This is a genomic window from Streptomyces ortus, assembly GCF_026341275.1.
Classification (GTDB): Bacteria; Actinomycetota; Actinomycetes; order Streptomycetales; family Streptomycetaceae; genus Streptomyces; species Streptomyces ortus.
This window is the reverse complement of record NZ_JAIFZO010000002.1, coordinates 757,488-783,400: the sequence shown is the minus strand read 5'-3', so window position 1 is coordinate 783,400 and position 25,913 is coordinate 757,488. Positions and strand designations below refer to the sequence as shown.

Here is a 25,913-nt window from a genome sequence, read left to right as displayed (position 1 = left end):
GAAGACGAAGACGAGAAGACTAGGAAGACGGGGGACCATCAAGTGTCCAGAGCGACAGGGGCGTCCGGGGGACTGCTCGGCGCAGGAGCCGTGATCAGCTGCCCGCACGGCGGGCGCGCCGCCACCGCCACCGCATCCGACTCCACCGTGCTGATGGACGGCCGTCCCGTGGTCACGGCGGCACACGCGTACGTCGTCACCGGCTGCCCGCACACCGTCGACGGGGTGCCCGAGCCGTGTGTGTCCGTCCGCTGGACGTCCGGCGACACCGGGGTGACCGCCGGCGGCTCGCCCGTCCTGCTCGACATCTCCGCCGCCGAGTGCTTCACGGCCGCGTTCGTGCCGCAGGGACCGCCCGTCGTCCAGGCCGACCGGCGAAAGGTGACCGTCCGATGAGCCCACGCACCCACCCCCGCAGCGACATCGCGTTCCCCTTCCGGGCCGACCGCCGGGGCCGCACCGCGCACGCGCGCCACGACGAGCACGTCCGCGACCTGATCGAACAGGTGCTGTTCACCAGCCCCGGCGAACGGGTGATGCGCCCCGACTTCGGCTGCGGACTGCTCGACCTGGTGTTCGCGCCCAACAGCCCCGAACTGACCAGCACCGTCGAACTGTCCGTGCAGGCCTCCCTGCAGCGCTGGCTCGGCGACCTCGTCGAGATCGAGGCCCTGGACGTGGTGGGCGAGGACGACACGATCCGGGTCCACCTCTCCTACGCCGTGCGCTCCACCGGGACGCGCCGAGACGACGTCTTCGAAGGGAGGGCCGCGGCATGACGGCCTCCGGCACCACCCGCGGCACGACCGCCTCCCGGCGGGCGAAGGCACGAGCCGCCCAGCTCAACGGAGTCGACGCGGTCGAGGTGAGCGACGACGGGCTCACCCTCACCGTCACCTTCCTCGGCAAGGCCCCGCACGGCCTGTGCGCCGAGAACGTACGCATCGAGGGCGGCCGGCGCGTCGACGGCCTCACCGGCCTCACCGTCGTCGACCTCGGCGTCGAGCGCGAGGAGGACCCCGAACTCGACGACCGGCTCTACGTCACCCTCGACCGGACCGGCGACTCCTCCCGCTACCGGCTCTCCCTGGTCGAGGCCGATCCGTACGGCCGTCCCGGGACCGAGCCGTACCGCGGCTTCGACCAGCGCTACCACAGCGCCTCCTTCACCTTCCGCCCCGACTGCCCGACCCCCTTCGACTGCGCCGACGAGCCCCACCCGGCCCGGGAGTTCCCGCAGGCGCCCGTCGTCGACTACACCGCCCGCGACTACGACACCATCCGCAAGCTGCTCCTCGACCGGCTCGCCCTCACCACCCCCGACTGGATCGAGCGCAACCCCGCCGACCTCGGTACGACGCTCGTCGAGATGCTCGCGTACACCGGCGACCAGATCAGCCATCAGCAGGACGCCGTCGCCACGGAGGCCTACCTCGACACCGCGCGCCGCCGGATCTCGGTCCGCCGGCACGTAAGGCTCATCGACTACGCGATGCACGACGGGTGCAACGCGCGCGCCTACGTCACCGTGGAGAGCGCGGGCGACCACACGCTGCCCCCGGGCACGTACCGCTTCGCCTCCGTCGACGTACGCTCCCTCGACCCGCACGACCGTCCGGCGCCCGGCACGGTCATCGGCGACGGGGACCTCGCCGACCTCGACGAGCGCGGCTCCGTGGAGGTCTTCGAACCGGTCGCGACCGCCGACCCGCTGGAACTGCGGTCCGCCCACAACATGATCCGGCTCTGGACCTGGGGCGGTGAGGTGCGCGCGCTGCCCCGGGGCGCGACGGCCGCGACCCTGCGCGACGAGTGGCGCGACACAAAGACCTGCGAGGAGCGTCGACTCGACCTCCGGGCAGGGGACTTGCTGGTCCTGGAGGAGGTGAAGGGGCCGCGCACCGGCACCCCGGGCGACGCCGACTCCGCCCACCGGCAGGTGGTCCGGCTGACCTCCGTCACCCCCGCCGTCGACCGGATCGAGGACCAGCCGGTCCTGGAGATCACCTGGGCCGCCGAGGACGCGCTGCGCTTCCCGCTGTGCCTCACCACGCACGCCGGACGCGGCTGCGAGCCATTGGAGGACGTCACGGTCGCCCGCGGCAACGTCGTCCTCGTCGACCACGGCCGCTCACTGAACTGGTGCGGTGAAGACCTCCCGGAGACGGTGACCGTACCGTCCGGGCCCGCCGTCGTCGGCTCCTGCGGCGCACCGGCCCTCGGCTGCGCCGACCGCGACGAGGGCAACGGCCCCGCCCGGCTCATCGACTCCCTGACGGACAAGGCGGAGTGCGGCGAACCACTGACCCCCGACGACCTGCGCGAGCTGTTCGCCGTGGTGGGCGAGGACGCGACCGTACGCGCCGGACTCGGCCTGGAACTCACCGGGCGGCGGCCCGGCCACGACGGCACGGAGAGCGCCGGACGGGTCGTGCCGGGCACGGCGTACGCCCAGGCCGCGGCGTTGCGGACACTGCTCGCCCAGTCCGTGTACCCGGGCATCGCACCCCGCTTCCGGCCCGTGCTCGGCCGCGCACCCGTGACCCAGGCCGTGCCGTTCCCGGACCCCGGGGCCGTCGCCGCCGGGCAGGCCGAGCGGATCGCCGCCATCCCGGGGCGTGTCGAGCAGCGGCTCACCGAACTGTGGCGCAGCGCCCGCGACCGCGACGGGCTCGACGAACAGGAGATCGCCGAACTCACCGTGCTCTACGGCCTGAAGGTCCTGGAACGGCTCGAACTGCGCCGCCACCCGGTCCGGGCCCTGCGTGAACTCCTTTTCCGCGGCGACCGGTTGCTGCACGCCAAGCTCCGGCGCGTCGAGGTGCTCACGGCACGGGCCCGCGCGGGCACGGTCCTCGACGGACACATCGCCTGGGAGATCGCGCACAGTTGGGGCCCGGTGTACGCGGACGGACTGCACCCGGGTGAGCAGGTCCTGCGGGGCCCCGCCTCGGCGGCCCTCCGCCACGACCCGCGCAAGGCACTCCCCGCAGTCCGGCTGCACGAGGACCGTCACGACCGTGACGGCCGGCACGGCGACGACAGCCACGGCGGCCGGGGCAGCGACCACAGTCACGGCGGCCACCACGACCCGCACGGCGACACCGTCTGGGAGCCGCGTCGCGATCTCCTCGACAGCACGCCCCGCGACCGTCACTTCGTCGGTGAGCTGCGGGACGACGGCCGCCTCGCCCTCCGCTTCGGTGACGGCCGGCACGGAGCGCGGCCCACCCCCGGCACCCGGCTCGAACTCCGCCACCGGCTCGGCGGCGGCACCGCGGGCAACGTGGGCGCGGAGGCCATCGGCCACCTCGTGCTCACCGCCGACTGCGAACGGCCGGCCGTGGCCGGCGTACGCAACCCGCTGCCCGCCGTCGGCGGCACGGAACCCGAACCGGTCGAGCAGGTACGCCAGTCGGCCCCGCTGGACCTGCGCCGCACCCGGCTGCGCGCCGTCACCGCGGACGACTACGCGGCCCTCGCCGCCGCCCTGCCCGGCGTCCAGCGGGCCGCCGCCACGCTCCGCTGGACCGGCAGCGGCCAGGAGGCCCACATCGCCGTGGACGCGTACGGCACCGGGGAACCCTCCCCGGGGCTGCTCGCCGAGGTGACCCAGGCCCTGGAGGCGTACCGCCGTATCGGCCACGACCTCGTCGTGGGACCCGCCCGGCCGGTGCCGCTCGACATCGCGCTGCGGGTCTGCGCGCTGCCGGGCCACCAGCACGGGCAGATCCTGGCCGAGCTGTACCGCGTCCTCGGCCGGGGCCGTCTCCCGGGCGGGCGGCTCGGCTTCTTCCACCCGGACGCGCTCACCTTCGGCGAACCGGTCCGGCTCAGCCGTCTGGTCGCCGTAGCGGCGGCGGTGGCAGGCGTGGAGAGCGTCCATGTCACCCGGCTGCGAAGGCAGTTCCACGAGGACCGAGGAGAGAGGGAGGACGGCGTGCTGCGGCTCGGCCCGCTGGAGATCGCCACCTGCGACAACGACCCCGACCGACCGGAGAACGGCCGGCTGACGATTTCCCTCGGAGGTGCCCGATGAGCGACGACTGCACCTGCGGCGGAGCATGCGGCGACGGCAACGGCCCCGGCGGCGGCACCGGGTGCGGTGGCGGCGCGTGCGGCGGTCATGACGAACGCCTCGCCCCCGCCCCCCTCCACAACCCTCCCGGGCGTACCGCCCTCGACTACCGAGTCGGCGACCACGGCTCCTTCCTGGCCGCCCTGCTCGACCGGCTCGCCTCACCCGCGTACCCGGCGCTGAGGGGCCTGACGGTCCGCACCCCGGACGACCCGGCGATCGGCCTGCTCGACGCCACCGCCGTCCTGGGCGACCTGCTCACCTTCCACTCCGAGCGGATCGCCGACGAGGCCTATCTGCGTACGGCCGACGAACACCGTTCCCTGGTGCTGCTGGGCCGGCTGGTCGGCCACCGGCCGCGTCCGGGAGTCGCCGCCGCCACCCATCTGGCGTACACCCTCGAACGGGACCCGCGCGCCGAGACCCTGCCCGTGGTCGTTCCGCGGGGCGCGCGCAGCCACAGCGTGCCCGCGTCCGCCGACGAGGAGTCGCAGACCTTCGAGACGAGCCGCGACCTGACGGCCCGCTGGGACTGGAACGAGCTGAAGGTCCGGCGCCGCCGCCCCTCGCTCCTCACCCCCGAGGACCTGGAACGCCGGTCGGCGCTCTTCGTCGAGGGCACGGCCAACTCCCTCGCCGTGGGCGACCAGTTGCTCTTCGTCTTCGGCGAACAGGCCGGGGCGCGGCGGCTGCTGCTGCCCGTGGCGAGCGTGCGGGTCGACCGGGACGACGACGTCACCGCGATCGGTCTGCCCCGCTCGGCCTCGCCCACCTTCCGGGAACTCGTCGACGAGGTACGGCGCTGGACCAGCGAGCCCGCGACCCCCGGCGAGCCCGGCGACGAACCGCCCACCCCGCAGGTGCCCAACCCGCGCCCGGTCAGCCGTCTGATCGACGACCTCGACGACCAGGTCCTCGCCCCGCTGCGCGCCGACCTGGACGGCCTCGGCACACCGGAGAGCCTCGCGGCCCGCCTCGCCGAGCCCGTCGCACGCCTCGGCGAGGCCCAGGTCCTCGCGACACCGTACGAGGACGTGGCGGCCTGGTTCGAGCGACTGGAGGCAGTCCTGGCCGAACTGGCTGAGCGCGCCCTGGAGTTGGCGCCCGCCCAGCCGGTTCCCCAGGAGGCGGGGGAGGACTCCACGGCGACCCGCCCGGCGGCCTCCGCGACGGTCTCCGGCGCGGCCTCCACGGCGTCGGTGGCCCGGCGCGAGCCGGCGTCGACGACCGGTCGTCACGAGGCCGCCTTCCAGGCCCTCGGCGGCCTCCTGCCCGCTCTGCGCGGCCGGGCACCCTCGCCCGCCGCCGGGGCGCGCCCCCGCCGCCCCGGCGCGGACACGGCCCGTCTGCTCTCGGTCCTCGACCCCGGCCTGAGCGGCCTCTACCCGGCCTGGCGCACGGCCGCCGTCCCCGGCACCCCACCGCTCCTGCGCGAACTCCTCGCCCTGCGCGTGACCACCGCCCCCTTCGGCGCGATGGCCCCGCTCAAACCCGTCCAGGACGACCGGGGCCGGGTCATCCGCACCGCGGACTGGCCCCTCACCGGCGCCCTGCTGGTCAGCATGCGCGTCGTGTTCGACACGGCGGGCAGGACGCCGGTGCGGGCCGAGTTCCAGTACGTCGAGGGCGGCAGCTCCGACCAGCGCGCGGAGAACCTCCCGGTCACCGTGCCCGTCACCTTCCGCCTCGGCACGGGAGAGGTGGACCTGTCCACCCACGCGGGCCAGGACCGCGAACCGAACCGGCTCACCAGGCGGCCCGCGGACACCCAGGAGCCCGGCGTCACCGCGGTCCTGCGGGCGGGCCTGCCCGAGCGCGCCCTCTTCGTGTCGCGCCCCGACGGGGACGGCCTGGTCCACGTGGGCGTCCACAACGGCACCACCGAACAGGTCACCCTCCGCCCGGGTGTCCCGGAGCAGTTCACGCACGGCGAGTACGAGGTGAGCCTCACGTACACCGTGGGCAGCGCCGCCCCGAACGTCGAGGTGGTCATCGCCTCGAAACCCGCGCCCGCCAACCGCCGCCTGCTCCAGCTGGACTCGGTGCGCGACGGCATCACGGTCGGCAGCTGGGTGGCGATCCAGCGCCCCACCAAGGGGGCCGAGGGCGGCATCCCGGGCGACCCCGCCCTCGCGTACGTCACCACGAAGGTCGTGTCGGCGCGGACGGCCGCGTACACGAACTACGGCATCACAGGCCGGGGCACCGAACTCGTCCTGGCCGACCCGTGGCTGGACGAGTTCGACGTCCTGCTCTCGCACATCCGGGACACCACCGTGCACGCGGCGGGCGAACCGCTGCGCCTCGCCGACGAACCGCTCGGCGAGGACGTGCACGGCAACGAGATCGAACTCGCCGAGCTGTACGACGGGTTGCGGCCCGGCCGCACCCTCATCGTCGACGGAGAGCGCGGCGACCTGCCCGGCGCCACCGCCGTACGGGCCACCGAGGTCGTCACCGTCGCCACCGCCGAACCGGCGATCGACCCGCGGCTGCCCGGCGACCACGTCCACACCGAGCTGACACTCACCACGGACCTGACGTACCGCTACCGCCGCGACAGCGTGCGCATCCTCGGCAACGTGGTGGAGGCGACACACGGCGAGTCCCGCGACGAGGCGATCGGCAGCGGCGACCCGGACCGGGCCAATCAGACGTTCGCGCTCTGGCAGTCGCCCCTCACGTGGCTCGCCGACGACAACCCGCTCGGCGCCACCCCCGTCCTGGAGATCAGGGCCGACGGCGTGCTCTGGCACGAGGTCGACAGCCTCGCCGGACGCGGCCCACGCGACCGGTTCTACATCACCGGCAGCACCGCCGACGGCCGCACCACCGTGACCTTCGGCGACGGCGTCCACGGCGCCCGGCTGCCCGGCGGCCACGAGAACATCCACGCCCGCTACCGCTTCGGCACCGGCCGGGCCGCCAACGTCGCCGCGGGCCGCGTCACCCAGGCCCTCACCCGGCCCCTGGGCGTCTCCGCGGTCACCAACCCGCGCCCGGCCACCGGCGGCGCGGACGCCGACGGACCCGCCCTGACCCGCCGCACGATCCCGCTCGCCGTCTCGGCCCTCGACCGTCTGGTGTCCGAGGCCGACTACGAGGACTTCGCCCGTTCCCGGGCCGGCGTCGGCCGGGCCGCCGCACGCGAACTCTTCGACGGCCGACGGCGCGTACTGCATGTGACCGTCGCGGGCACGGACGACGTGCCGATCGCCGGAGCCGGAGCGGGCGACGGCGGCGACTCGCCCCTCCTGCGGTCCCTGCGCGCGGCCCTCACCGAGTACGGCGACCCGAACCTCCCGGTCCGCGTGGACGCCCGCGAACTCGTCGCGCTCCTCGTCTCCGCGAAGGTGAAGGTCTCACCCGACTACTCCTGGCAGCTCGTCGAACCCCGACTGCGGCAGGCCCTCCTGCGCAGACTCGGCTTCGAGGGACGGGAGTTGGGGCAGCCCGCCCGGCTCTCCGACATCCTTGCCACGGCCCACCGGGTGCCCGGCGTCGACTACGTGGACGTCGACGTCTTCACAGGGGTCGCGGCCTCCACGACCGTCGAAGAACTCACGCGGCTCCTCGCGACCCCCGGCCTGCCGAAGGCGACGGTCCCGGCGCGCGGAGCCACGTACGACGAGAAGATCCACACCGTGCGCGAGAGGGACGGCGAGACGCTGTCGGAGATCTGTGCCCGGTACGGAGTCCCGCTCGCCGAACTCCTGCGCCTCAACCCCGACATCACCGACACCCGCCGCCTGGCGAGGGGCCGCTCGGTGTACGTCTTCCGCGGCATCCGCCCCGCCCAGCTCGCCCTGCTGTCGCCGAGGGCCGCGGACACCCTGATCCTGACGGAGGTCAACTGATGTCCAGGGAACCGGACGGACTCGCCGAGCTGCTTCCCCGGTGGCACCGGCTGCGCGACGCCCAGGAGGGCGAACCCCTGCGCGCGCTCCTCGCCGTCATGGCCGAGCAACTGGACCTCGTACGCGAAGGAGTCGAGCAGGGCTACGAGGACCTGTTCGTGGAGACGGCGGCTCCTTGGGTGCTGCCCTACCTCGGCGACCTGGTGGGCTATCGCACGCTGCCCGGCTACGAGCGAAGCGAGATGGGGGTCCCCCCGGCCGAAGGCTGGGGGAGGGGGCTCACCACCGGGCTGCGCGGCGGGAGTCCGGCCGCGCTCACCGAGGCCGTCGCACCGCGCGCCGACGTCGCCGCCACGGTCGCGAACCGCCGCCGCAAGGGCACCCTCCACCTCCTCGAAGAACTCTCCGAGGACGTGGCCGGCTGGCCCGCGCGCGCCGTCGAACTCTCCCGCCACGTCTCCCACCACCAGCCCGTGAAGCTGTACGGAGCAGGCGCGGCCCCCGCGGGGCGCGCCGCCCGCGGGCGGCGCGCCGACCTGCGGGACGGCTCCGCGCTCGACCTCGCCGGCGGCCCCTTCGGCGAGGTGGCCCGCTCGGCCGACGTACGCCGGGCCGACTCCCGTCACCGGCAGGGGGGTTGGACCCCGGCGGGCGTCGCTCTCCACGTCTGGCGGCTGAAGGCGCACTCGCTGACGTCGTCACCCGCGTACTGCGTCGACCGGGCCCGCAACCTCTACACCTTCTCCATCCTCGGCAACGACACCCCGCTCGTCACCAAGCCCGTTCCCGAGCCCTCGCCCCACCACATCGCGGAGATCGACAACGTCCCCGCGTTCATCCGTCGCCGCCGCCTCCACGACCGTCTCGCCGACCTCTACGGCCCCGGCAAGAGCCTCGTCATCCGGCGCGACGGCGAGGAGCGGCCCGTCCCGCCCTCGGACCTGGTGGTCGCCGACCTGTCGGACTGGCGCTACCGCCCGAAGCGCGGCCAGGTCGCCGTCGACCCGGAGCTGGGCCGGATCGCCTTCGGCGCCCGGACCGCGCCCCGCAAGGGCGTCTGGGTCGACTACCACCACGCGTCCGCCGCCGACCTGGGCGGCGGCGAGTACGCACGCGACCGCGAGCCCCGCCCGGACGCCACCGTGTTCCGGGTCGGCCCCGGCCAGACCCACCGGCAGATCATGGACGCCTACCGGGCCTGGCAGCACGACCGCCGGGCGGGGAACTGCGGCCCCGAGGGCATCATCGAGATCACCCACAGCGGCGCCTACCAGGAGCAGCTCGACTTCGACCTCGATCCGGGCGACCGGCTGGAACTGCGCGCCGCCGAGGGCACCCGCCCCGTCATCCGGCTGCTCGACTGGTACAGCAACCGCCCCGACGCCCTCAACATCCGTGCGGTGTCGGACGACTGCGCCCCCGGCGAGCGGCCCCGGATCGTGCTCGACGGGCTGCTCGTCACCGGCCGCGGCATCAACGTCACCGGCCCGATGGGCGCCGTCGTCGTACGCCACTGCACCCTCGTGCCCGGCTGGTCCCTGGAACCGGAGTGCGACCCGCACTCCCCGGAGGAACCGAGCATCGTCCTCGAACGCACCACCGCGTGCCTCCAGGTCGAGCACAGCATCCTCGGCACCATCGAGGTCATCGGCGACGAGGTCTCCGAGGACCCCCTCGACATCCACCTGAGCGACAGCGTCCTGGACGCCACCGCCGACGACCGCGAGGCGCTCTCCGCCCCCGACTGCCGGCACGCCCACGCGGTCCTGCACCTGCACCGCACCACCGTGATCGGCGAGATCCACACGCACGCGGTCCGCATCGCCGAGAACTCGCTCTTCACCGGCCGCCTCCACGTGGCCCGCCGGGGCATCGGCTGCCTGCGCTTCTCGTACGTGCCCACCGGCTCCCGTACGCCCCGCAGGTACCGCTGTTGGCCGGACCTGGCGGGTCAGGGCCCGGGCCGGGCCCTCCGCGTACGCCCGCGCTTCACGTCCACGCGCTACGGGACGCCCTGGTACGCGCTGTTGGCCGACGGGGTCGCGGAGGAGATCGGGCGCGGCGCGGAGGACGGGGCCGAACTGGGCGCCTTCCACGACCTGTACCGGCCCCAGCGCGAGGACAACCTGCGGGCGCGGCTCGCGGAGTACACGCCCGCGGGCACGGACGCCGGGATCTTCTTCGTGACGTAGACCGGCCGGAGGCGGCCCGTCCCACCTTCGCCGCCCATGACTTCGACGAACCGCACTTTCCGACCAGGGGGACCCCCTTCATGCACGCAGACCTCTCCCGCTCCACCTTCCGCCCGGAGCGGCACTACTCGGCGGTCATAGCCCAGCAGGGCCGCGTCCAGCTCGACGCCGACGCCAACGAACAGACCGCCATCCAGCTCCATCAGGCCCGCGCGCTCACCACCGACCTGATCGGCCCGCACGGCGGCCCGCGCGGCGCGGCCGGCTTCCGGATCGAGTACGTCGGCGGCAAGCACGACATCGACACCCTCCACATCCACGGCGGTCGCTACTACGTCGACGGCATCCTGTGCGACGCGGACCGCCCGGACGCCGGGGTCCCGGTACCGGACGAGGACGCGCAGGACGGTACGCCCGGCGCGGACGGCGCGGACACCGGCGGGCAGGACACCGTGCGGCCGGCCCCGCACTGGACCTACTGGGACCAGCCGGACGGCTTCCGCGACCCGGAGAAGCCCGGCGACCGGCTGCCCTCGCCCGCCCGAGCACCCTTCGTCGCCTACCTCCGGGTCTGGGAGCGCGCGGTCACCGCGGCCGAGGACCCGGCGCTGCGCGAGGTGGCGCTCGGCGCGGCGATGCCGGACACCGCCGCCCGCGCCAAGGTCGTCTGGCAGGTCCTGCCGCTGGCGCTCGCCGACCTGGACATCGAGGAGCCCGAACCGTCGAAGGACACGGTCCGCGCGGCCTTCGCGCGCTGGGCGGCCGGGCAGACCCTGTCCGCGTCCCGTCTCGCGGCCCGCGCCGAACGCCCCGGCCACGCGGACGAGGACCCCTGCCTGGTCAAGCCGGACGCCCGCTACCGGGGCCCGGAGAACCAGCTGTACCGAGTGGAGATCCACGCGGGCGGCGCGGCGAAGGACGCCACGTTCAAGTGGTCGCGCGAGAACGGTTCCGTGGTCTTCCCGGTGGACGAACTGGACGGCACCTGGGTCCAGCTGGCCTCCCTCGGCCACGACTCCGAGCTGGACCTGGACGTGGGCGACCGCGTGGAGTTCACGGACACCGCGTACGCCTCCCGCCTCGAACCCCTGCCCCTGCTGAGGGTCGAGGAACTGGACCTTCCCGGCCGCCGCGTACGCCTGTCGGCGGAGCCCGGGCCGGGTGTCGGGCGGCTGCCGCACCTGAATCCGTTCCTGCGCCGCTGGGACCACCACGAGGGGCCGCGCCGCAAGGGCCGTACGACCACCCTGCGGGGCGGCGCGGTGCCCGTCACGGAGGGGGAGTGGCTGCCCCTGGAGGACGGCATCGAGGTGTACTTCGCGAAGGGCGGCGCCTACCGCACGGGGGACCACTGGACCGTGCCCGCCCGCACCGCGACCGGCGGTGTCGAATGGCCGGTCGACGGCTCCCGCAGGCCCCTGCTCCGGCGGCCGGCCGGCATCACCCGCCACTTCGCGCCGCTGGCCCTGGTCAAGGGCGAGGCGGGCGCGGTGGACCTGCGCCTCGCCTTCGCGCCCCTCGCCACCGACATCCCGGCGGCGGACGAGGCGACGCTCGCGGCGGAGGCCCGGGCCCGCGAGGAGGAACAGCGCGCAGAGACGGCCGAAGCGGAGAATGCCGCGGCCCCGGAAGGAGACAAGTAACCCATGGCTACACCACTGACCGCATCCAAACTGGTGGCGATCCTGCGCGCGGAGGGCCTGACGGTCCACGAGGTCCGCAACTGGCGCACCCACAACCGCAACAGCAAGGGCGCCTGGGGCCCGCTGAACGGCGTGATGATCCATCACACCGTCACCTCGGGCACCGCCGCCTCGGTCGACATCTGTTACGACGGCTACGCGAGCCTGCCCGGCCCGCTGTGCCACGGGGTCATCGACAAGAAGGGCCATGTCCACCTGGTCGGCAACGGCCGCGCCAACCACGCGGGCCTGGGCGACGGGGACGTGCTGCGAGCCGTCGTCAACGAGACGAGACTCCCGTCCGACAACGAGGCGGACACCGACGGCAACCGCCACTTCTACGGCTTCGAGTGCATCAACCTCGGCGACGGCGACGACCCGTGGCCCGAGGTCCAGAAGGAGGCGATCGAGAAGGTCTCGGCCGCGATCTGCCGGGCCCACGGCTGGAGCGAGCGGTCGGTCATCGGCCACAAGGAGTGGCAGCCCGGAAAGGTCGACCCGCGCGGCTTCACGATGGACAGCATGCGCACGCGCATAGCGGCCCGCCTGAAGGGCAGGCCCACGACGCCCCCCAAACCGTCGTACGTCCCCTTCCCCGGCAGCGACTTCTTCCACGTCGGCCAGAAGTCCGCGGTCATCACGGCGATGGGCCGCCGCCTGGTGGCGGAAGGCTGTGGCCGCTACGAATCGGGCCCGGGCCCCAACTGGACGGAAGCGGACCGCAAGTCCTACGCGGCCTGGCAACAGAAACGCGGCTTCACCGGCAAGGACGCGGACGGAATCCCAGGCAAATCAACATGGACAGCCCTAAAGGTCCCCAAACCAACCTAACCCCCCACCAGGGCGCCCCCCGGGGCGCCCTGCCCTCAGGGGCGCGGGGAACGGCGCACTCCAGCCCCAGCGAACCCGCACCTTCCCACCACCGCCCACCCGGGCGCCCTGCTTCAGGGGCGCGGGGAACGGCGCACTCCAGCCCCAGCGAACCCGCACCTTCCCACCACCGCCCACCCGGGCGCCCTGCTTCAGGGGCGCGGGGAACTGCGCACTCCAACAGCAACGGCCTCGCACGATCCAGCCACCCCCGCCGAAGCCCCCCGCCCCCTACCCCCCACTAGGCGGATAAGAAGGCCGGTCAGGAATCGCCACCCCCGCCACCGGCAACGCCGGCAACGCGGTTTCGTGAACCCAAGAAGCGAACAACGCATCCAACGGCTCAGCCGCATACCGAGCCACATGCGCCTCGAACGCCGCCGTGGTCACCGCCCCACCCCGATGAACCGTCACCCACCCCCGCAACATCCGGAAGAACGCCTCGTCCCCCAACGCACACCGCACGGCGTGCAACACCAACCCGCCCCGCTCGTACAGCCGGTCGTCGAACATCAGCTTCCGCCCGGGATCGGCCAGCCGAAGATCCTGCGGCTTCCCGGCCAGCCCCCGATGCGCCAGCCCCGCCAACGCCTGCGCGCTACGCCCCCCCGACCGCTCCGACCACAACCACTCCGCGTACTTCGCGAACCCCTCGTTCAGCCAGATGTGCCGCCAGTCGGCGATGCTCACACTGTTCCCGAACCACTGGTGCGCCAACTCGTGCGCGACCAGCCGCTCGAACCCCCGCCCCCCGTCCACATGGTTCGCGCCGAACAGCGACAGCCCCTGCGCCTCCACGGGCACATCGAGCTCCTCCTCGGTGACCACGACCGCGTACTCACCGAACGGATACGGCCCGAACAGCTCCTCGAAGAGCGTCATCATCGCCGGCTGCCGCGCGAAGTCCCGCGAGAACTCGGTGAGCAGCCGCGCCGGAATGTGCCCCGCCTGCGGCACCCCGCCGAGCCCCGGGTCACCGAGCAGCACGGTCTGGTACTTGCCGATGGAGAGCCCGACCAGATAACTGGACGTCGGCGCCGCCTGCTCGTACACCCACGTGGTCGTGGACGCCTTGGCCGTACGCGTCAGCAGCCGCCCGCCCGCCACCACCGAGTACGCCGACGGCGTGGTCACGGCGATCTGGTACGAGGCCTTGTCGGCGGGCCGATCGTTGCACGGGTACCAGGACGGCGCCCCCACCGGCTGGCTCGCCACCAGCGCCCCGTCCTCCAGCTCCTCCCAGCCGATCCCGCCGAACGGGCTCCGCACCGGCTTGGGATTGCCCGACCAGTGGATCTCCACGGTGAACGCGGCCCCGGTGCGGATCGCCTTCCCCGGGCGGATCCGCAGCCGCCCGCCGCGGTGCGTGTAGTGCGTCGTCCGCCCGTCGACCCTGACCCGCCCGATCCGGAAGTCGGCGAGGTTCAGCTGGAACTCGGCGAGCGGCGAGCGGCCCGCTATGGCGTTCAGGCGCGCGGTGCCGGACAGCCGGTTGGGTCCCGGACGGTAGTCCAGGGCGAGTTCGTACCGATGGACCCGGTAACGGGGATCGCCGTTCGCCGGGAAGTACGGATCCGCTCCCACTGTCTGCTGCACCACTGAAGTATCTGCTCCCTGCGCTGTGCTCGTACGGCGTGCCCGTCGGCCTTCCCCGGGCACCGCACGAGGCGCCTCGCCCCCGGGAACATCACGCCGGGGAACGCCACGCCTCGATCGGGTTGCCCAGCCAGCGGGTGTCGTCGGGAACGGATTCCGCCGCCATGACGAGGGACGCGGGTCCCAGGGTGCTGCGCGCCCCGACGGTGCTGCCGGGCAGAACGATTCCGCCCGGGCCCAGGGTGGCGCCCTCACGGAGGACCACAGTATCCGTCCTCAAGATCCGGTCGTGGAAGAGGTGGGTCTGCAGCACACAGCCACGGTTGACCGTCGCCGCGTCCTCCAGTGTCACCAGGTCCGTCTCGGGCAGCCAGTAGCTCTCCACCCAGACACCCCTGCCGATCCGGGCGCCCAGGCCGCGGAGCCACAGGTTCATGACGGGGGTACCCGGCACGGACCCGGCCAGCCACGGCACGGCGACGACCTCGACGAAGGTGTCGGCCAGCTCGTTGCGCCACACGAAACCGCTCCACAGCGGGTGCTCACCGGCCCGGTGCCGCCCCACGAGCACCCACTTCGCGACCACGGACAGCAGCCCGGCAGCCGCCCCCGCGCCCAGCAGCACCACCCCGGCGAGCGCCCAGGCCCACGCCCCGAGCGCGCTCAGCGCCGCCACCGTCAGCACGGCGAGGGCCGCCGAACAGAAGACGGGCACCATCCGGCACAGCTCGACGAGCCCGCGCGCCCACAGCAGCCGCACGGGCGGGTCGTACGTAAGGCTCTGGTCGCCGTCCTGCGTGGAGCGCGGCAGCTTGACCGGCGGCAGCCCGAGGTAGGAGCTGCCCTTCTTGGCCTTTTTCGGGGTCGCGGACAGCACCCCGACCAGACCGCCGTCCGGCACCGAGCGGCCGGGTCCGGTCATCCCGGAGTTCCCGAGGAACGCCCGGCGCCCGATCTCGGCCCGTCCGATCCGCATCCAGCCGCCGCCCAGTTCGTACGGCGCGGTCAGTGTGTCGTCGGCGAGGAACGCGCCCTCGCCGACCGTCGTCAGGCTCGGCAGCGCGAGCACGGTGGACACCTCGGCGCCCCGCCCGATCCGCATCCCGAGCAGCCGCAGCCACACCGGTGTGACGAGCCCGGCGTACAGCGGGAACAGCGTCTCGCGGGAGCGGTCCATCAGCTGGGTGACCGTCCAGGCCTGCCAGCCGGTCCTGCTGTGCGTCGGATGCGTACCGGGCCGCAGCCCGAGGCTGAGCAGCCGCACGGCCACCAGCAGGAGCAGCGCGAACGTCAGACCGAAGGCGAGCGTCGCCGGCACCAGCGCCACGGCGGCGCCCTTCAGCGCGTCGGCGAGCCCGGCGTCCGGCGAGACGAAGACACCCACGACGAGCAGCGCGGCGAGCCCCGCGACCACGGGCAGCATCGTCAGCGCGACGCCGGTCGCCCCGTACATCACCCGCCAGTACGTGCCCTTCTGGGGCCGCTCCTTGGGCCAGTCCCGCTTGGCCCTGCCGAGCTTGACGGCGGGCGCACCGGCCCACCGCTGCCCGGTCGGCACGTGCCCGGCGACGGCGGAACCGGGGGCCACCTCGGCCCGCTTGCCGACCCGGGCACCGGGGAAGAGCATGCTGCGGGTGCCGACGACGGCGTGTGCGCCGACCTTGACCGGGCCGATCTCCAGCCGGTCGCCGTCCAGCCAGTGCCCCGACAGGTCCACCTCGGACTCCACGGCGGCACCACGGCCGAGCTTCAGCAGTCCGGTCACCGGCGGCAGCGAGTGCAGATCGACGTCAGGACCGACCTTGGCGCCCAGCGCCCGCGCGTACCGCTCCAGCCAGGACCCGGTCAGCGAGGTCGCCCCGCTGAACTCGGCGAGCCGCTCGGCCGTCCACAGCCGCAGATGCACACTGCCGCCCCGCGGATACCGGCCGGCCTGTACACCGCGAAGCAGCAGCCGGGCGCCGCCCGCCCCGATCGCGAGCCGGCCGGGCGGACTGAAGAGCAGGACGGCCGACGGGGCGACGAGCCACCAGGAGGCGGTCGGCGCCCACGGATACGCCCCGAACCAGTGCAGCACGTTGCCGAGCGCGGCCAGCGCCACCGTCCAGCGCAGCCCGACCAGCGCGAAGAGCGGCACGAGCACCAGCAGCTGGACGGCCTGGGCCCGCCGCGGAACCGGCGCGATCAGCCGCTCGGCCCCGTCGCCCTGCGCTGACTTCTCCAGATGCCGGGCCAGCTTGCGCAGCACCGGCTGCTGGTAGATGTCGAGCACGGCGGCGCTCGGGTAGCGGGTGCGCAGCCGCGTGGTGAGCTGGGCGGCGGCGAGACTGCCCCCGCCGATCGAGAAGAAGTCGTCCCGGGCGGAGGACACCGGGATGCCCAGCACCTCGCTCCACTGCTCGGCGAGCCAGGCCTCGGTCCCGTAGAGCTGCTCGGCCGGTCCGCCGGTCGCCAGGTTCTCCAGCGGCCAGGGCAGCGCGTTCCGGTCGACCTTGCCGGAGGTACGGGTCGGCAGCCCGGGCACGAGGGCGATCAGCGGGACGAGGGCGGCGGGCAGCTCGGCCCGCAGCCGCTCGACGGCGGACGCGTGGTCCCAGCGCTCCCGGCCCCCGCTGCCCTGAGGGCCGCTGTTCCGGGTGCCGCTGTCCTGAGTGCTGTCGTCCTGAGCGTCGTCGTCCCGGGTGTCGTCCTGGAGCACGACATAGCCGACGAGGAGCTGGTTCCCGCCGCGCGCGGTACGGACGGCGGCGGCGGCGCCCGCGACCCCGGGCAGCCCCTGGAGGGCGGTGTCCACCTCGCCCAGCTCGATCCGGCGCCCGCCGAGCTTGATCTGCTCGTCGGCCCGCCCGAGGAAGACCAGCCCCTCCGGCTCCGCCTTGACCAGGTCACCGCTGCGGTACGCGCGCTCCCAGCCGAGCGATTCGAGCGGGGCGTACTTCTCGGCGTCCTTCTCCGGGTCGAGATAGCGGGCGAGTCCCACGCCCCCGATCACGAGCTGCCCGCTGCCACCCATGGGCACGGGGTCCCCCGCCTCGTCGACCACGGCCAGCTCCCACCCGTCGAGCGGCAGCCCGATCCTGATGGGCTCGTCGCCGGTCATGAGCGAGGCACAGGCGACGACGGTGGCCTCGGTGGGCCCATAGGTGTTCCACACCTCCCGCCCCTCGGTGACCAGGCGCTGCACCAGCTCGGGCGGGCAGGCCTCACCGCCGAAGATCAGCAGCCGTACCTCGTTCAGCGCCTCCGGCTCCCACAGGGCGGCCAGCGTCGGCACGGTGGAGACGACGGTGATCTCCTGCTCGACCAGCCACGGCCCGAGGTCGGCCCCGCTGCGCACCTGGGAGCGCGGCACGGGCACCAGACAGGCTCCGTACCGCCAGGCCAGCCACATCTCCTCGCAGGAGGCGTCGAAGGCGACGGACAGCCCGGCCATGACCCGGTCGCCGGGCCCGATCGGGTCGTCGGTGAGGAAGAGACGGGCCTCGGCGTCCACGAAGGCGGCGGCACTGCGATGGCTGACGGCCACACCCTTGGGCCTGCCCGTCGAACCGGAGGTGAAGATGATCCACGCGTCGTGCTCGGTCCCCGGCCGTGCGGCGGGCTCCTCACTGCGCCCTTCGACGGTCAGCTCGTGCCCGGCCCCGACGACGGCCCGTACGCCGGCCTCCCCGAAGACCAGTTCGGCGCGCTCGTCGGGGTCCTCGGCGTCCACCGGCACGTAGGCGGCCCCGGCGGCCAGGACAGCCAGAATCGCCACGTACAGCTCATTGCTGCCGGACGGCACCCGCACGCCGACACGGTCCCCGGGACCGACACCCGCCTCACTCAGCCGCCGCCGCAACGCCTCGACCTCTATGGCCAGCTCGCGGTAGGTCAGGGCCCGGCGGCCGTCGTCGAGGGCGGGCTCGTCGGGGTACGCGCGCACGGAGGCGTCGAGGATGTCGACGAGCGTGCGCGGTGAAGGTGCGGACGCCGCGGAGAACCGGGCCCGGTCGCCGAACTCGGCCCGTACCTCGTCGTCGGACAACTGGAACGCGGGGCCATGCTGGAGGGCTGCCATCGGGTCCTCACATGTCGTACCCGGACGCACCGGGGGAGCAGGCGGGCCCGCAGGTATGCCTGGGGATATTCCACTCAGCTCCGAACAAGCGTGGAATTTTAGTACGACGCTAGCGCCGGCCTCGCGTCCTGGCGACGCGAAGTGGCCTGTGCGGGGCGCCCGGAGCGGCCTCAGCACCTCTCTGACATGGAGTTATGTCACACTGACGAGATCTGCCCCACACATGCCGGAAACGCGGCGATGAACGCCGTCCAGGTGTCGGGGAGATGGCCTTTTCCTCGGCTCGGCGAGTCACGGGAACGTGACCCCGATGCGCAGGCCGCCGTCCGGCCCCGGTCGTGCGGTGACCTGTGCGCCGTGGGCGTGGGCGATGAAGCGGACGATGGACAGGCCCAGGCCGTGGCCGGTGGTGCCGACGCGGTCCTGCCCCAGGCGGCGGAACGGTTCGAAGAGGTCGTCGAGCCGGGCGGGGTCCACGGGACCGCCGGTGTTGGTGACGGTGAGGGTGCGGCCGGTCAGGCTCACGTCGACACGGCCCCGAGGGCGGTTGTACTGGACGGCGTTGCGGAGCAGGTTCGTGATCAGGTGGCGCAGCAGTACCGGATCGCCGTTCAGCGGGAGGAGGGTGCCGACGGGGGCGTGGATCTCCACCGCCATCTCCGCGGCGAGCGGGCGGAGTTCGGTGATCGAGGTGGCGATGATCCCCGTCGGATCGACGGGCTCCGTCTCTTCCAGCCCGCGCTCGCTGCGGGCGAGCAGGAGCAGGGCAGCGATGAGCTGTTCGGCCTCGCGGTTGGTGGTGAGCAGGTCGTCGCGGACCCCGACGAGGTGGCCGGGGAGCGGGTCGGCCAGCCCGACCTCGATGCTCGCCCGCTGCGCGGCGAGCGGGGTGCGCAGCTCGTGCGAGGCGTTGGCGACGAAACGGCGCTGACTGTCGAAGGCCCGCTGGAGCCGGTCCAGCATGGTGTCGAAGGTGTCGGCGAGGCGGTGCAGTTCGTCGTCCGGTCCGGTCAGGGCCAGCCGCTCGTCCAGGTTGGTGTCACCGATCCGGCGGGCGGCCTCGGTCACGGCGGCGACCGGCCGCAGTGCGCGCCCGGCGAGCCACCAGCCGGTCAGCCCGGCGAGGAGCGCCATGACGATCAGGCCGATGCCGGACCACAGGACCATCTGTTCCAAGGCCGCGTCCTGGACCGCCCGCACCGTCGTGTCGACCTTCCGCAGGGAGATGCCGTCCCCCACGGGCTCCGCCTCGATGCCCGCCACCTGCCGCGCGGTGCCGTACCGGGCCAGGACCACGACGAAGGCGAGCAGGGCCGTTCCGGCCAGCAGGAACAGCGCGCTGAAGGCGACCGCGAGCCGGGTACGGAAGGGGAGTCGGGACAGGACGTCACGCGCGTCGAGGGCGCGAGGCCGGCTCATCGCAGCGGCCCGGGGACGCCGTGCAGACGGTAGCCAAGACCCGCGTCGGCGGTGATGACGCCCGGACCGCCCAGTTTGCCGCGCAGTCTGCTGACGGTGGTCCGCACGGCGCTGGTGCGCGGGTCCAGGTGTTCGTCCCAGACGGTGCGGACCAGGTCCCGGTGGGAGACGTGGTCACCGTGGGCCTCCAGAAGCAGTTGGAGCACGGCGAACTCCTTGGGGGTGAGCCCGACCGGGCAACCGTCCACCTCGACCCCACGTCTGGCGCGGTCCAGGGTGATGCCCCCGTGGCGCAGCACGACCGGCGACGGCTTGGGCGCGCGCCGGGACAGGGCGCGGACCCGGGCCACGAGTTCGGCGAAGTCGAAGGGCTTGGCCAAGTAGTCGTCGGCGCCCAGCTCCTGCAGCCCGTACACCTTGTCGGTGATCCCGGCGGCGGCGGTGAGCAGCAGGATGCGGGGCGGGTCCCGCAGCTCCCGCAGCCGCCGGCACACCTCGTCGCCGGTCATCACCGGCAGATCGCGGTCCAGGACCAGTACGTCGTAGTCGGTCAGCAGACACATCCGCTCGGCCTGGTCGCCGGTCTCGGCGACGTCCACCGCCATCGACTGGCGGCGCAGGCCGGTCGCGATGGTGCGCGCCAGCACCCGGTGGTCTTCGGCTACCAGAACCCTCATGATCCCCATGGAAGCAAGCCGGCTATTGCAGCCACATAAGGAGCGTCCCCGGGGCGGCGCTCCGGCAGACCCCAGGTCTGGCTCCGACCTGCCACGACCTGCTCCGACCGGGGATTCTTATCCGCCCGCAACATCCTTTACGTGGCCGCAAACGCCCCTTTGCTCTGCTGACGACATGAACTTCGCCAAGCGGGCCGCGTACAGCCTCATCGCCCGCAAAGGAAAGTCGGCGCTCCTGCTGGGGATCTTCGCCGTGGTGTGCACGCTGCTCCTCGGCGGGTTCCTGCTGCGGGACGCCACCGCACGCCAGGAGGCCGAGGCGCAGCGGCGCATCGGAGTGGACGCCACGGTGCGGGGCGAGCCGTTCACCGAACGGCAGGCCGCGAAACTGGGGCGATCCCCCCTGGTGGAACGGTACAACCCGATTCTGCGCGGGACCCCGAGGGCGCCCGGACTCAAGCTGGAAACCTCCGCCGCACCACGCCCACCAGGCGAGAAGCCCACAACGGCCGGTCCGGGGCTGACCGGTGTCCGGGAGTCGGAGATGCTCCTCGACTTCGCCACCGGACGCACCACGGTCACATCGGGGCGTGCGATCACCGCGGCGGACGCGGACCGCGCGGTGGTGATGGTCGAGGTCCGGACGGCCGAGAAGAACGGGCTGGGGCCCGGCGACCGGATCACCCTGACCTCGCCGGACGGCAGGACCGAGAAGTCCTTCGAGGTCATCGGCGTCTTCGAGGACCCGGCACGCACCCCCGACCCATGGATGCCACCCGCCGACCTCCCCGCCAACCGGATGTACGCGCCCATCGGCGCGCTGCGCGGCCTGGGACCGGGCGAGCAGCTGACCGAGGCCGTCTACAAGCTCCGCTCCCCGGAACAGGCGCGGGCCCTGCGGACCGAGGCCGAGCACCTGCTGGGAGCGGGCAAGGGGTTCCGCTTCGACGTGAACGACAAGGCGTACCGGGACCAGGTGCAACCGCTGCGGAGGGTGGCTGCCTTCGCGAACGCGGTGGTGTGGCTGATCGCGGTGGCCGGCGCGGTGGTCCTCGGGCTGATCGTGATGCTGACCATCCGGGAGCGGCGCGACGAACTGGGCATGCTCTTCGCCCTGGGTGAGAAGAAGTGGAAGCTGGTCGGCCAGCACACCGTCGAGGTGGTCGCGCTCGCCGTACCCGCCCTGGTCCTCGCCGCCACGGCTGCCGGGCTCCTCGGCGGGCAGCTCGACGACCGGCTGCTGGACCGGCAGAGCGGCGGTCGGGTGGCCGCCGCCCGCACCCCGGGGGCGGCGGCGGAACTCCCCCCGCCCGAAGTGCGCGTGACACCGCGTGACCTGGTGAAGGTCGCCGGAACGAGCCTGGGCATCGCGCTGGCCGCCACCGTCGTCCCCGGCATCGGCATCCTGCGTCTGCACCCCCGCTCCATCCTCGTCGGCGGCGACTGAGCCGCCACCGGATGTCCCACCAACTGATGCCCTACGACAAGGACTTGTGGCACATGAACTTCCTCCGACGCGCGGCCCTGAGCCTGTGGGCGCGCAAGACCAGAACCCTGGCGATGCTGGCGACCTTCCTGGTCATGTCGGCCATGGTGTTCGGTGGCGTACTCATCGACGACGCGACCTCCCGGGCCGGCGAGCAGGCCAAGCGCAAGCTCGGCGCCGACGTCACGCTGAGCATGGACATGGACTCGCTGAAGGACGGTGGGGAGGGCGGCAGCGGCGGACTCCAGGCCCCGCAGATCGACTCCGACGCCGTGGACCGGATCGGCAGGTCACCGCTCGTCGAGTCGTACAACTACGAATCCTTCAACGGGACCAGACTGGCCGGCGGCGCCAAGATCGTGGGCCAGACGATGGACCCGTCCGTGCCCAACTACACCTTGGTCAGGGGGGTCCTGGACTCCTGCCTGATGCCCGACTTCGCCGGCGGAAAGTGGAAGCTGCTCGCAGGTAAGGCGCTCACCGCCGCCGACAAGGACCGCAACGCCGTTTTGATCGAGGAGCGGCTGGCGAAGAAGAACGACCTCAAGCCGGGCGACAAGATCTCCCTCACACCCAACGACCCGGCGAGCAAGGACACGGCCGTGTTCACCGTGCAGGGTGTCTACCGCGATCCCTCCAGCGAACCCGACCCCGAGTACATGCAGTTCCCCGGGGACCGGATGATCGTGTCCTCCCGGGCACTGAGCCGGCTCAACAGCGAGGAGGACGGCCCCGCGACCCGACTGAGCGGCGCCGTCTTCAAGCTCAAGGACCCCGCGACGTACGACGCGTTCAAGGCCTGGGCCCAGCGGCGGGCGGGCAGTGCCCTGGACGGGTTCAAACTCGGCATCAACGACAAGGCCGTGCGGCAGATGACCGCCCCGATGTCGGCCGTGTCCTCCTCCACCACCGTCGCGATGTGGCTGACGGGCATCGCCGGCGCCGCCGTCCTGGCCCTGCTGGTGACCCTCGCGGTCAAGCAGCGGCAGAAGGAGTACGGGGTCCTGCTCGCCCTGGGTGAGAAGAAGCGACGGGTCATCGCCCAGCAGGCCGTGGAGATCTTCGCTCTCGCCGCCCTGGCCATCGGTGCGAGCTTCCTGTTCGCGGCGCCGCTCGCGCAGGCCGCGGGGGACTCGCTGGTGTCCGGCGAGGCCGCCGCCGAACAGAAGAAGCTCGACTCCTGGAAGCAGCCGCCGCCCGGCCAGACCGGTCTGCAGCAGGGCCAGGACCCGAACGACGAACCGGTCCTCGGCGCCGACCCCATCGACAGGATCACCATCCGCCTCGACCACGGGACGATGGCCGCCCTCGCCGGCGCCGGCCTGGGCATCGCCCTGCTGGCCACCGCCGTACCCGCCGCATCCGTACTGCGCCTGAACCCCAAGACCATCCTGACGAAGGGCAAGTGACCACCATGTCCACCCCCGACCCCACCCCGCCCCCGACCCCGCCACCCCCTCCCGTGCTCGGACCGGCGTCAGCCACCACTGGGCAGCGCCGCAAACCACCGTCCTCAAGGAGATCGACCACGACTTCCACCGCGGCACCTTCTACGCCGTCCTCGGTCCTTCGGGCTGCGGCAAGACCACCCTGCTGTCGCTGGCCGGCGGCCTGGACACGCCCACCAGCGGCACCATCAGCTTCGACGGCACCGGCCTCGACCGCATCGGCCTGGGCCGCTACCGCAGCCGGCACGCGGCGACGATCTTCCAGCAGTACAACCTGCTCACCTACATGACCGCCGTGCAGAACGTCACCACCGCCATGGAGATCACCGGCACCAAGGGCCGCAACAGGAAGGCACGGGCCCTCGAACTCCTCGAACGCATCGGGCTCGACCGGCACCAGGCCACCCGCAACGTGCTGCGGCTCTCCGGCGGCCAGCAGCAGCGGGTCGCCATCGCCCGCGCCCTGGCCTGCGACGTCGACATCCTCTTCGCCGACGAACCCACCGGGAACCTCGACGAGGACACCGCCGCCGGGATCATCGGCATCTTCCAGGAGCTGGCCCGCGAGCAGGGCAAGTGCGTCATCGTCGTCACCCACTCCCACCGCCTGGCCGCCGAGGCCGACCACACCCTCACCCTGCGCAAGGGGAGGCTCTCCAGCTCCGACAGGAAGGGGTGAGGGGGAGGAGGGAGGGGAAAACGCAGAAACCCCACACGAAGTGGGGTCTCAGCTGGTGATTGCTACTGGTGTCCGAGGGGGGACTTGAACCCCCACGCCCGATAAAGGGCACTAGCACCTCAAGCTAGCGCGTCTGCCATTCCGCCACCCGGACAAGGTGTCTGTCGCGCGGGGTTCCCCTCGCGGCGACGAAGGAAACATTACCAGGCTTTGGGGAGCCCCCGATCACCGGTCGATCGCCGGCCGACCACCCGCCGGCCACCGGCCCGCCGCCCGCGCATCGCCGGGCGGCGGGCGTGAACGGCGTGTGACGGGCGTGGTCCGGCCTTGGGCGGGGATGACCGGAGAGAGAGGATGAGAGGGAAGGACGTGGGAGACCACCAGCAGTGACAGTGGGAGGAAGCACGTGAGCGAGCAGGACACGACCAGGAGCATCAAGGGTGAGGACGAGGTCGTCGACCTCTGCCGCGAGCTGATCCGGATCGACACCAGCAACTACGGGGACCACTCGGGCCCGGGTGAGCGCAAGGCCGCCGAGTACGTCGCGGAGAAGCTCGCCGAGGTGGGTCTGGAACCCCAGATCTTCGAGTCGCACTCGGGCCGCGCCTCCACGGTGGTCAGGATCGAGGGCGAGGACCGCTCACGGCCCGGGCTGCTCATCCACGGCCACACCGACGTCGTACCGGCGAACGCCCAGGACTGGACGCACCACCCCTTCTCCGGCGAGATCGCCGACGGCTGCGTGTGGGGCCGGGGCGCCGTCGACATGAAGGACATGGACGCGATGACCCTCGCGGTCGTACGCGAGCGGGTGCGCGCCGGCCGCAAGCCTCCCCGCGACCTCGTGCTGGCCTTCCTGGCCGACGAGGAGGCGGGCGGCACGTTCGGCGCCAAGCACCTCGTCACGAAGCACCCCGACCTCTTCGAGGGCGTGACGGAGGCGATCGGCGAGGTCGGCGGCTTCTCCTTCACGGTGAACGAGAAACTGCGGCTGTATCTGGTGGAGACCGCCCAGAAGGGCATGCACTGGATGAAGCTGACCGTGGACGGCACCGCCGGCCACGGCTCGATGATCCACAAGGACAACGCGATCACCGAGCTCTCCGAGGCGGTCGGGCGGCTCGGCCGGCACAAGTTCCCGGTGCGCGTGACGAAGACCCTGCGGCACTTCCTGGACGAGCTCGGCGACGCCCTGGGCACCGAGCTGGACCCGGAGAACATGGACGCGACGCTGGCCAAGCTCGGCGGGATCGCCAAGCTCATCGGCGCCTCGCTCCAGAACACGGCCAACCCGACCCAGCTGGGTGCGGGCTACAAGGTGAACGTCATCCCGGGCCAGGCCACCGCGCACGTCGACGCCCGTTACCTGCCCGGTTACGAGGAGGAGTTCCTCGCCGACCTGGACCGCATCCTCGGCCCGCACGTGAAGCGCGAGGACGTGCACGCGGACAAGGCCCTGGAGACCACCTTCGACGGCGCCCTCGTGGACGCCATGCAGACCGCGCTGGTCGCCGAGGACCCGATCGCGCGGGCCGTCCCGTACATGCTCTCCGCCGGTACCGACGCCAAGTCCTTCGACGACCTCGGCATCCGCTGCTTCGGCTTCGCCCCGTTGAAGCTGCCGCCGGAGCTGGACTTCGCCGGGATGTTCCACGGCGTCGACGAGCGGGTCCCGGTCGACGCCCTGAAGTTCGGCGTGCGGGTGCTCGACCGCTTCATCGAGGCGTCCTGAGGCGGACCGCTGAAATGACACTCCCATAATCGCCAGCGCGTACGGAGCCGACTGAGAAGAGTGAATGCGCTCATAAGCTCGTAGCCCTATTACTCCCTCCTCGTTACTGCTGATGTGATCCGCGGCTGGGATCACAT

15 protein-coding genes and 1 tRNA gene are annotated in these 25,913 nt (G+C 72.7%); 11 read left to right on the top strand and 5 right to left on the bottom strand.

What is annotated here, in order from left to right:
* Positions 1-42: 42 nt before the first annotated feature.
* The 7 genes from K3769_RS06690 (at position 43) to K3769_RS06660 (ending at position 12,640) form a co-directional block, all read left to right on the top strand.
* Positions 43-396 carry a hypothetical protein gene (locus K3769_RS06690; RefSeq protein ID WP_267025520.1) on the top strand — a complete coding sequence of 118 codons (354 nt, stop codon included), beginning with the start codon at positions 43-45 and terminating at the stop codon, positions 394-396.
* Entirely contained in the window at positions 393-779 is a 387-nt protein-coding gene (locus K3769_RS06685) for a GPW/gp25 family protein (RefSeq protein WP_267025519.1), read from the top strand. The genes K3769_RS06690 and K3769_RS06685 overlap by 4 nt, the downstream gene beginning before the upstream one ends.
* Positions 776-4,039 (top strand): putative baseplate assembly protein, encoded by a 3,264-nt coding sequence (locus K3769_RS06680; protein ID WP_267025518.1) that lies wholly within the window; start codon positions 776-778, stop codon positions 4,037-4,039. Before K3769_RS06685 ends, K3769_RS06680 begins: the two co-directional genes overlap by 4 nt.
* Positions 4,036-7,935 carry a putative baseplate assembly protein gene (locus K3769_RS06675; RefSeq protein WP_267025517.1) on the top strand — a complete coding sequence of 1,300 codons (3,900 nt, stop codon included), beginning with the start codon at positions 4,036-4,038 and terminating at the stop codon, positions 7,933-7,935. The genes K3769_RS06680 and K3769_RS06675 overlap by 4 nt, the downstream gene beginning before the upstream one ends.
* Positions 7,935-10,127: a hypothetical protein gene (locus K3769_RS06670; RefSeq protein ID WP_267025516.1), complete on the top strand. Its 2,193-nt coding sequence runs from the start codon at positions 7,935-7,937 to the stop codon at positions 10,125-10,127. Before K3769_RS06675 ends, K3769_RS06670 begins: the two co-directional genes overlap by 1 nt.
* A gap of 80 nt (positions 10,128-10,207) precedes the next feature.
* The gene (locus K3769_RS06665; RefSeq protein ID WP_267025515.1) at positions 10,208-11,770 is read left to right on the top strand and encodes a DUF6519 domain-containing protein; all 1,563 of its coding nucleotides are present in this window, start codon (positions 10,208-10,210) and stop codon (positions 11,768-11,770) included.
* A 3-nt stretch (positions 11,771-11,773) separates the two neighbouring features.
* The gene (locus K3769_RS06660) at positions 11,774-12,640 is read left to right on the top strand and encodes a peptidoglycan-binding protein (protein ID WP_267025514.1); all 867 of its coding nucleotides are present in this window, start codon (positions 11,774-11,776) and stop codon (positions 12,638-12,640) included.
* A gap of 270 nt (positions 12,641-12,910) precedes the next feature.
* On the opposite strand, the gene K3769_RS06655 is transcribed toward K3769_RS06660, so the two are convergent.
* From K3769_RS06655 to K3769_RS06640, 4 genes are all read right to left on the bottom strand, one after another.
* A complete protein-coding gene (locus K3769_RS06655) occupies positions 12,911-14,275 on the bottom strand; it encodes a M1 family metallopeptidase (RefSeq protein WP_267025513.1) in 1,365 nt (454 codons plus the stop codon).
* Between the two features lie 91 nt (positions 14,276-14,366).
* Positions 14,367-18,335, bottom strand: coding sequence for a Pls/PosA family non-ribosomal peptide synthetase (locus K3769_RS06650; RefSeq protein ID WP_267025512.1), 3,969 nt, complete (start codon positions 18,333-18,335; stop codon positions 14,367-14,369).
* A 291-nt stretch (positions 18,336-18,626) separates the two neighbouring features.
* Positions 18,627-19,754 carry a sensor histidine kinase gene (locus K3769_RS06645; RefSeq protein ID WP_267025511.1) on the bottom strand — a complete coding sequence of 376 codons (1,128 nt, stop codon included), beginning with the start codon at positions 19,752-19,754 and terminating at the stop codon, positions 18,627-18,629.
* Complete coding sequence (locus tag K3769_RS06640) at positions 19,751-20,431, bottom strand: response regulator transcription factor (protein ID WP_267025510.1); 681 nt, start codon at positions 20,429-20,431, stop codon at positions 19,751-19,753. The genes K3769_RS06645 and K3769_RS06640 overlap by 4 nt, the downstream gene beginning before the upstream one ends.
* Positions 20,432-20,606: 175 nt before the next feature.
* Between K3769_RS06640 and K3769_RS06635 the strand changes: the two genes are divergently transcribed.
* From K3769_RS06635 to K3769_RS06625, 3 genes are all read left to right on the top strand, one after another.
* The gene (locus K3769_RS06635; RefSeq protein WP_267025509.1) at positions 20,607-21,878 is read left to right on the top strand and encodes an ABC transporter permease; all 1,272 of its coding nucleotides are present in this window, start codon (positions 20,607-20,609) and stop codon (positions 21,876-21,878) included.
* Between the two features lie 53 nt (positions 21,879-21,931).
* Positions 21,932-23,326, top strand: a complete 1,395-nt coding sequence (locus K3769_RS06630; protein WP_267025508.1) for an ABC transporter permease — start codon at positions 21,932-21,934, stop codon at positions 23,324-23,326.
* A gap of 112 nt (positions 23,327-23,438) precedes the next feature.
* Entirely contained in the window at positions 23,439-24,044 is a 606-nt protein-coding gene (locus tag K3769_RS06625; RefSeq protein WP_267031266.1) for an ABC transporter ATP-binding protein, read from the top strand.
* 66 nt (positions 24,045-24,110) lie between these two features.
* Here K3769_RS06625 and K3769_RS06620 read toward each other — a convergent pair.
* A tRNA-Leu gene (locus K3769_RS06620) sits at positions 24,111-24,198 on the bottom strand.
* A gap of 252 nt (positions 24,199-24,450) precedes the next feature.
* On the opposite strand from K3769_RS06620, the gene K3769_RS06615 reads away from it, so the two are divergent.
* Entirely contained in the window at positions 24,451-25,776 is a 1,326-nt protein-coding gene (locus K3769_RS06615; protein WP_267025507.1) for a M20/M25/M40 family metallo-hydrolase, read from the top strand.
* The last annotated feature ends 137 nt before the right edge of the window (positions 25,777-25,913 follow it).

Bases quoted from the DNA above. Each gene is read 5' to 3' on its own strand.
- K3769_RS06650 (WP_267025512.1), bottom strand. From the start codon at position 18,335: ATGGCAGCCCTCCAGCATGGCCCCGCGTTCCAGTTGTCCGACGACGAG.
- K3769_RS06685 (WP_267025519.1), top strand. From the start codon at position 393: ATGAGCCCACGCACCCACCCCCGCAGCGACATCGCGTTCCCCTTCCGG.
- K3769_RS06635 (WP_267025509.1), top strand. From the start codon at position 20,607: ATGAACTTCGCCAAGCGGGCCGCGTACAGCCTCATCGCCCGCAAAGGA.
- K3769_RS06670 (WP_267025516.1), top strand. From the start codon at position 7,935: ATGTCCAGGGAACCGGACGGACTCGCCGAGCTGCTTCCCCGGTGGCAC.
- K3769_RS06665 (WP_267025515.1), top strand. From the start codon at position 10,208: ATGCACGCAGACCTCTCCCGCTCCACCTTCCGCCCGGAGCGGCACTAC.
- K3769_RS06640 (WP_267025510.1), bottom strand. From the start codon at position 20,431: ATGAGGGTTCTGGTAGCCGAAGACCACCGGGTGCTGGCGCGCACCATC.
- K3769_RS06660 (WP_267025514.1), top strand. From the start codon at position 11,774: ATGGCTACACCACTGACCGCATCCAAACTGGTGGCGATCCTGCGCGCG.
- K3769_RS06630 (WP_267025508.1), top strand. From the start codon at position 21,932: ATGAACTTCCTCCGACGCGCGGCCCTGAGCCTGTGGGCGCGCAAGACC.
- K3769_RS06645 (WP_267025511.1), bottom strand. From the start codon at position 19,754: ATGAGCCGGCCTCGCGCCCTCGACGCGCGTGACGTCCTGTCCCGACTC.
- K3769_RS06675 (WP_267025517.1), top strand. From the start codon at position 4,036: ATGAGCGACGACTGCACCTGCGGCGGAGCATGCGGCGACGGCAACGGC.
- K3769_RS06680 (WP_267025518.1), top strand. From the start codon at position 776: ATGACGGCCTCCGGCACCACCCGCGGCACGACCGCCTCCCGGCGGGCG.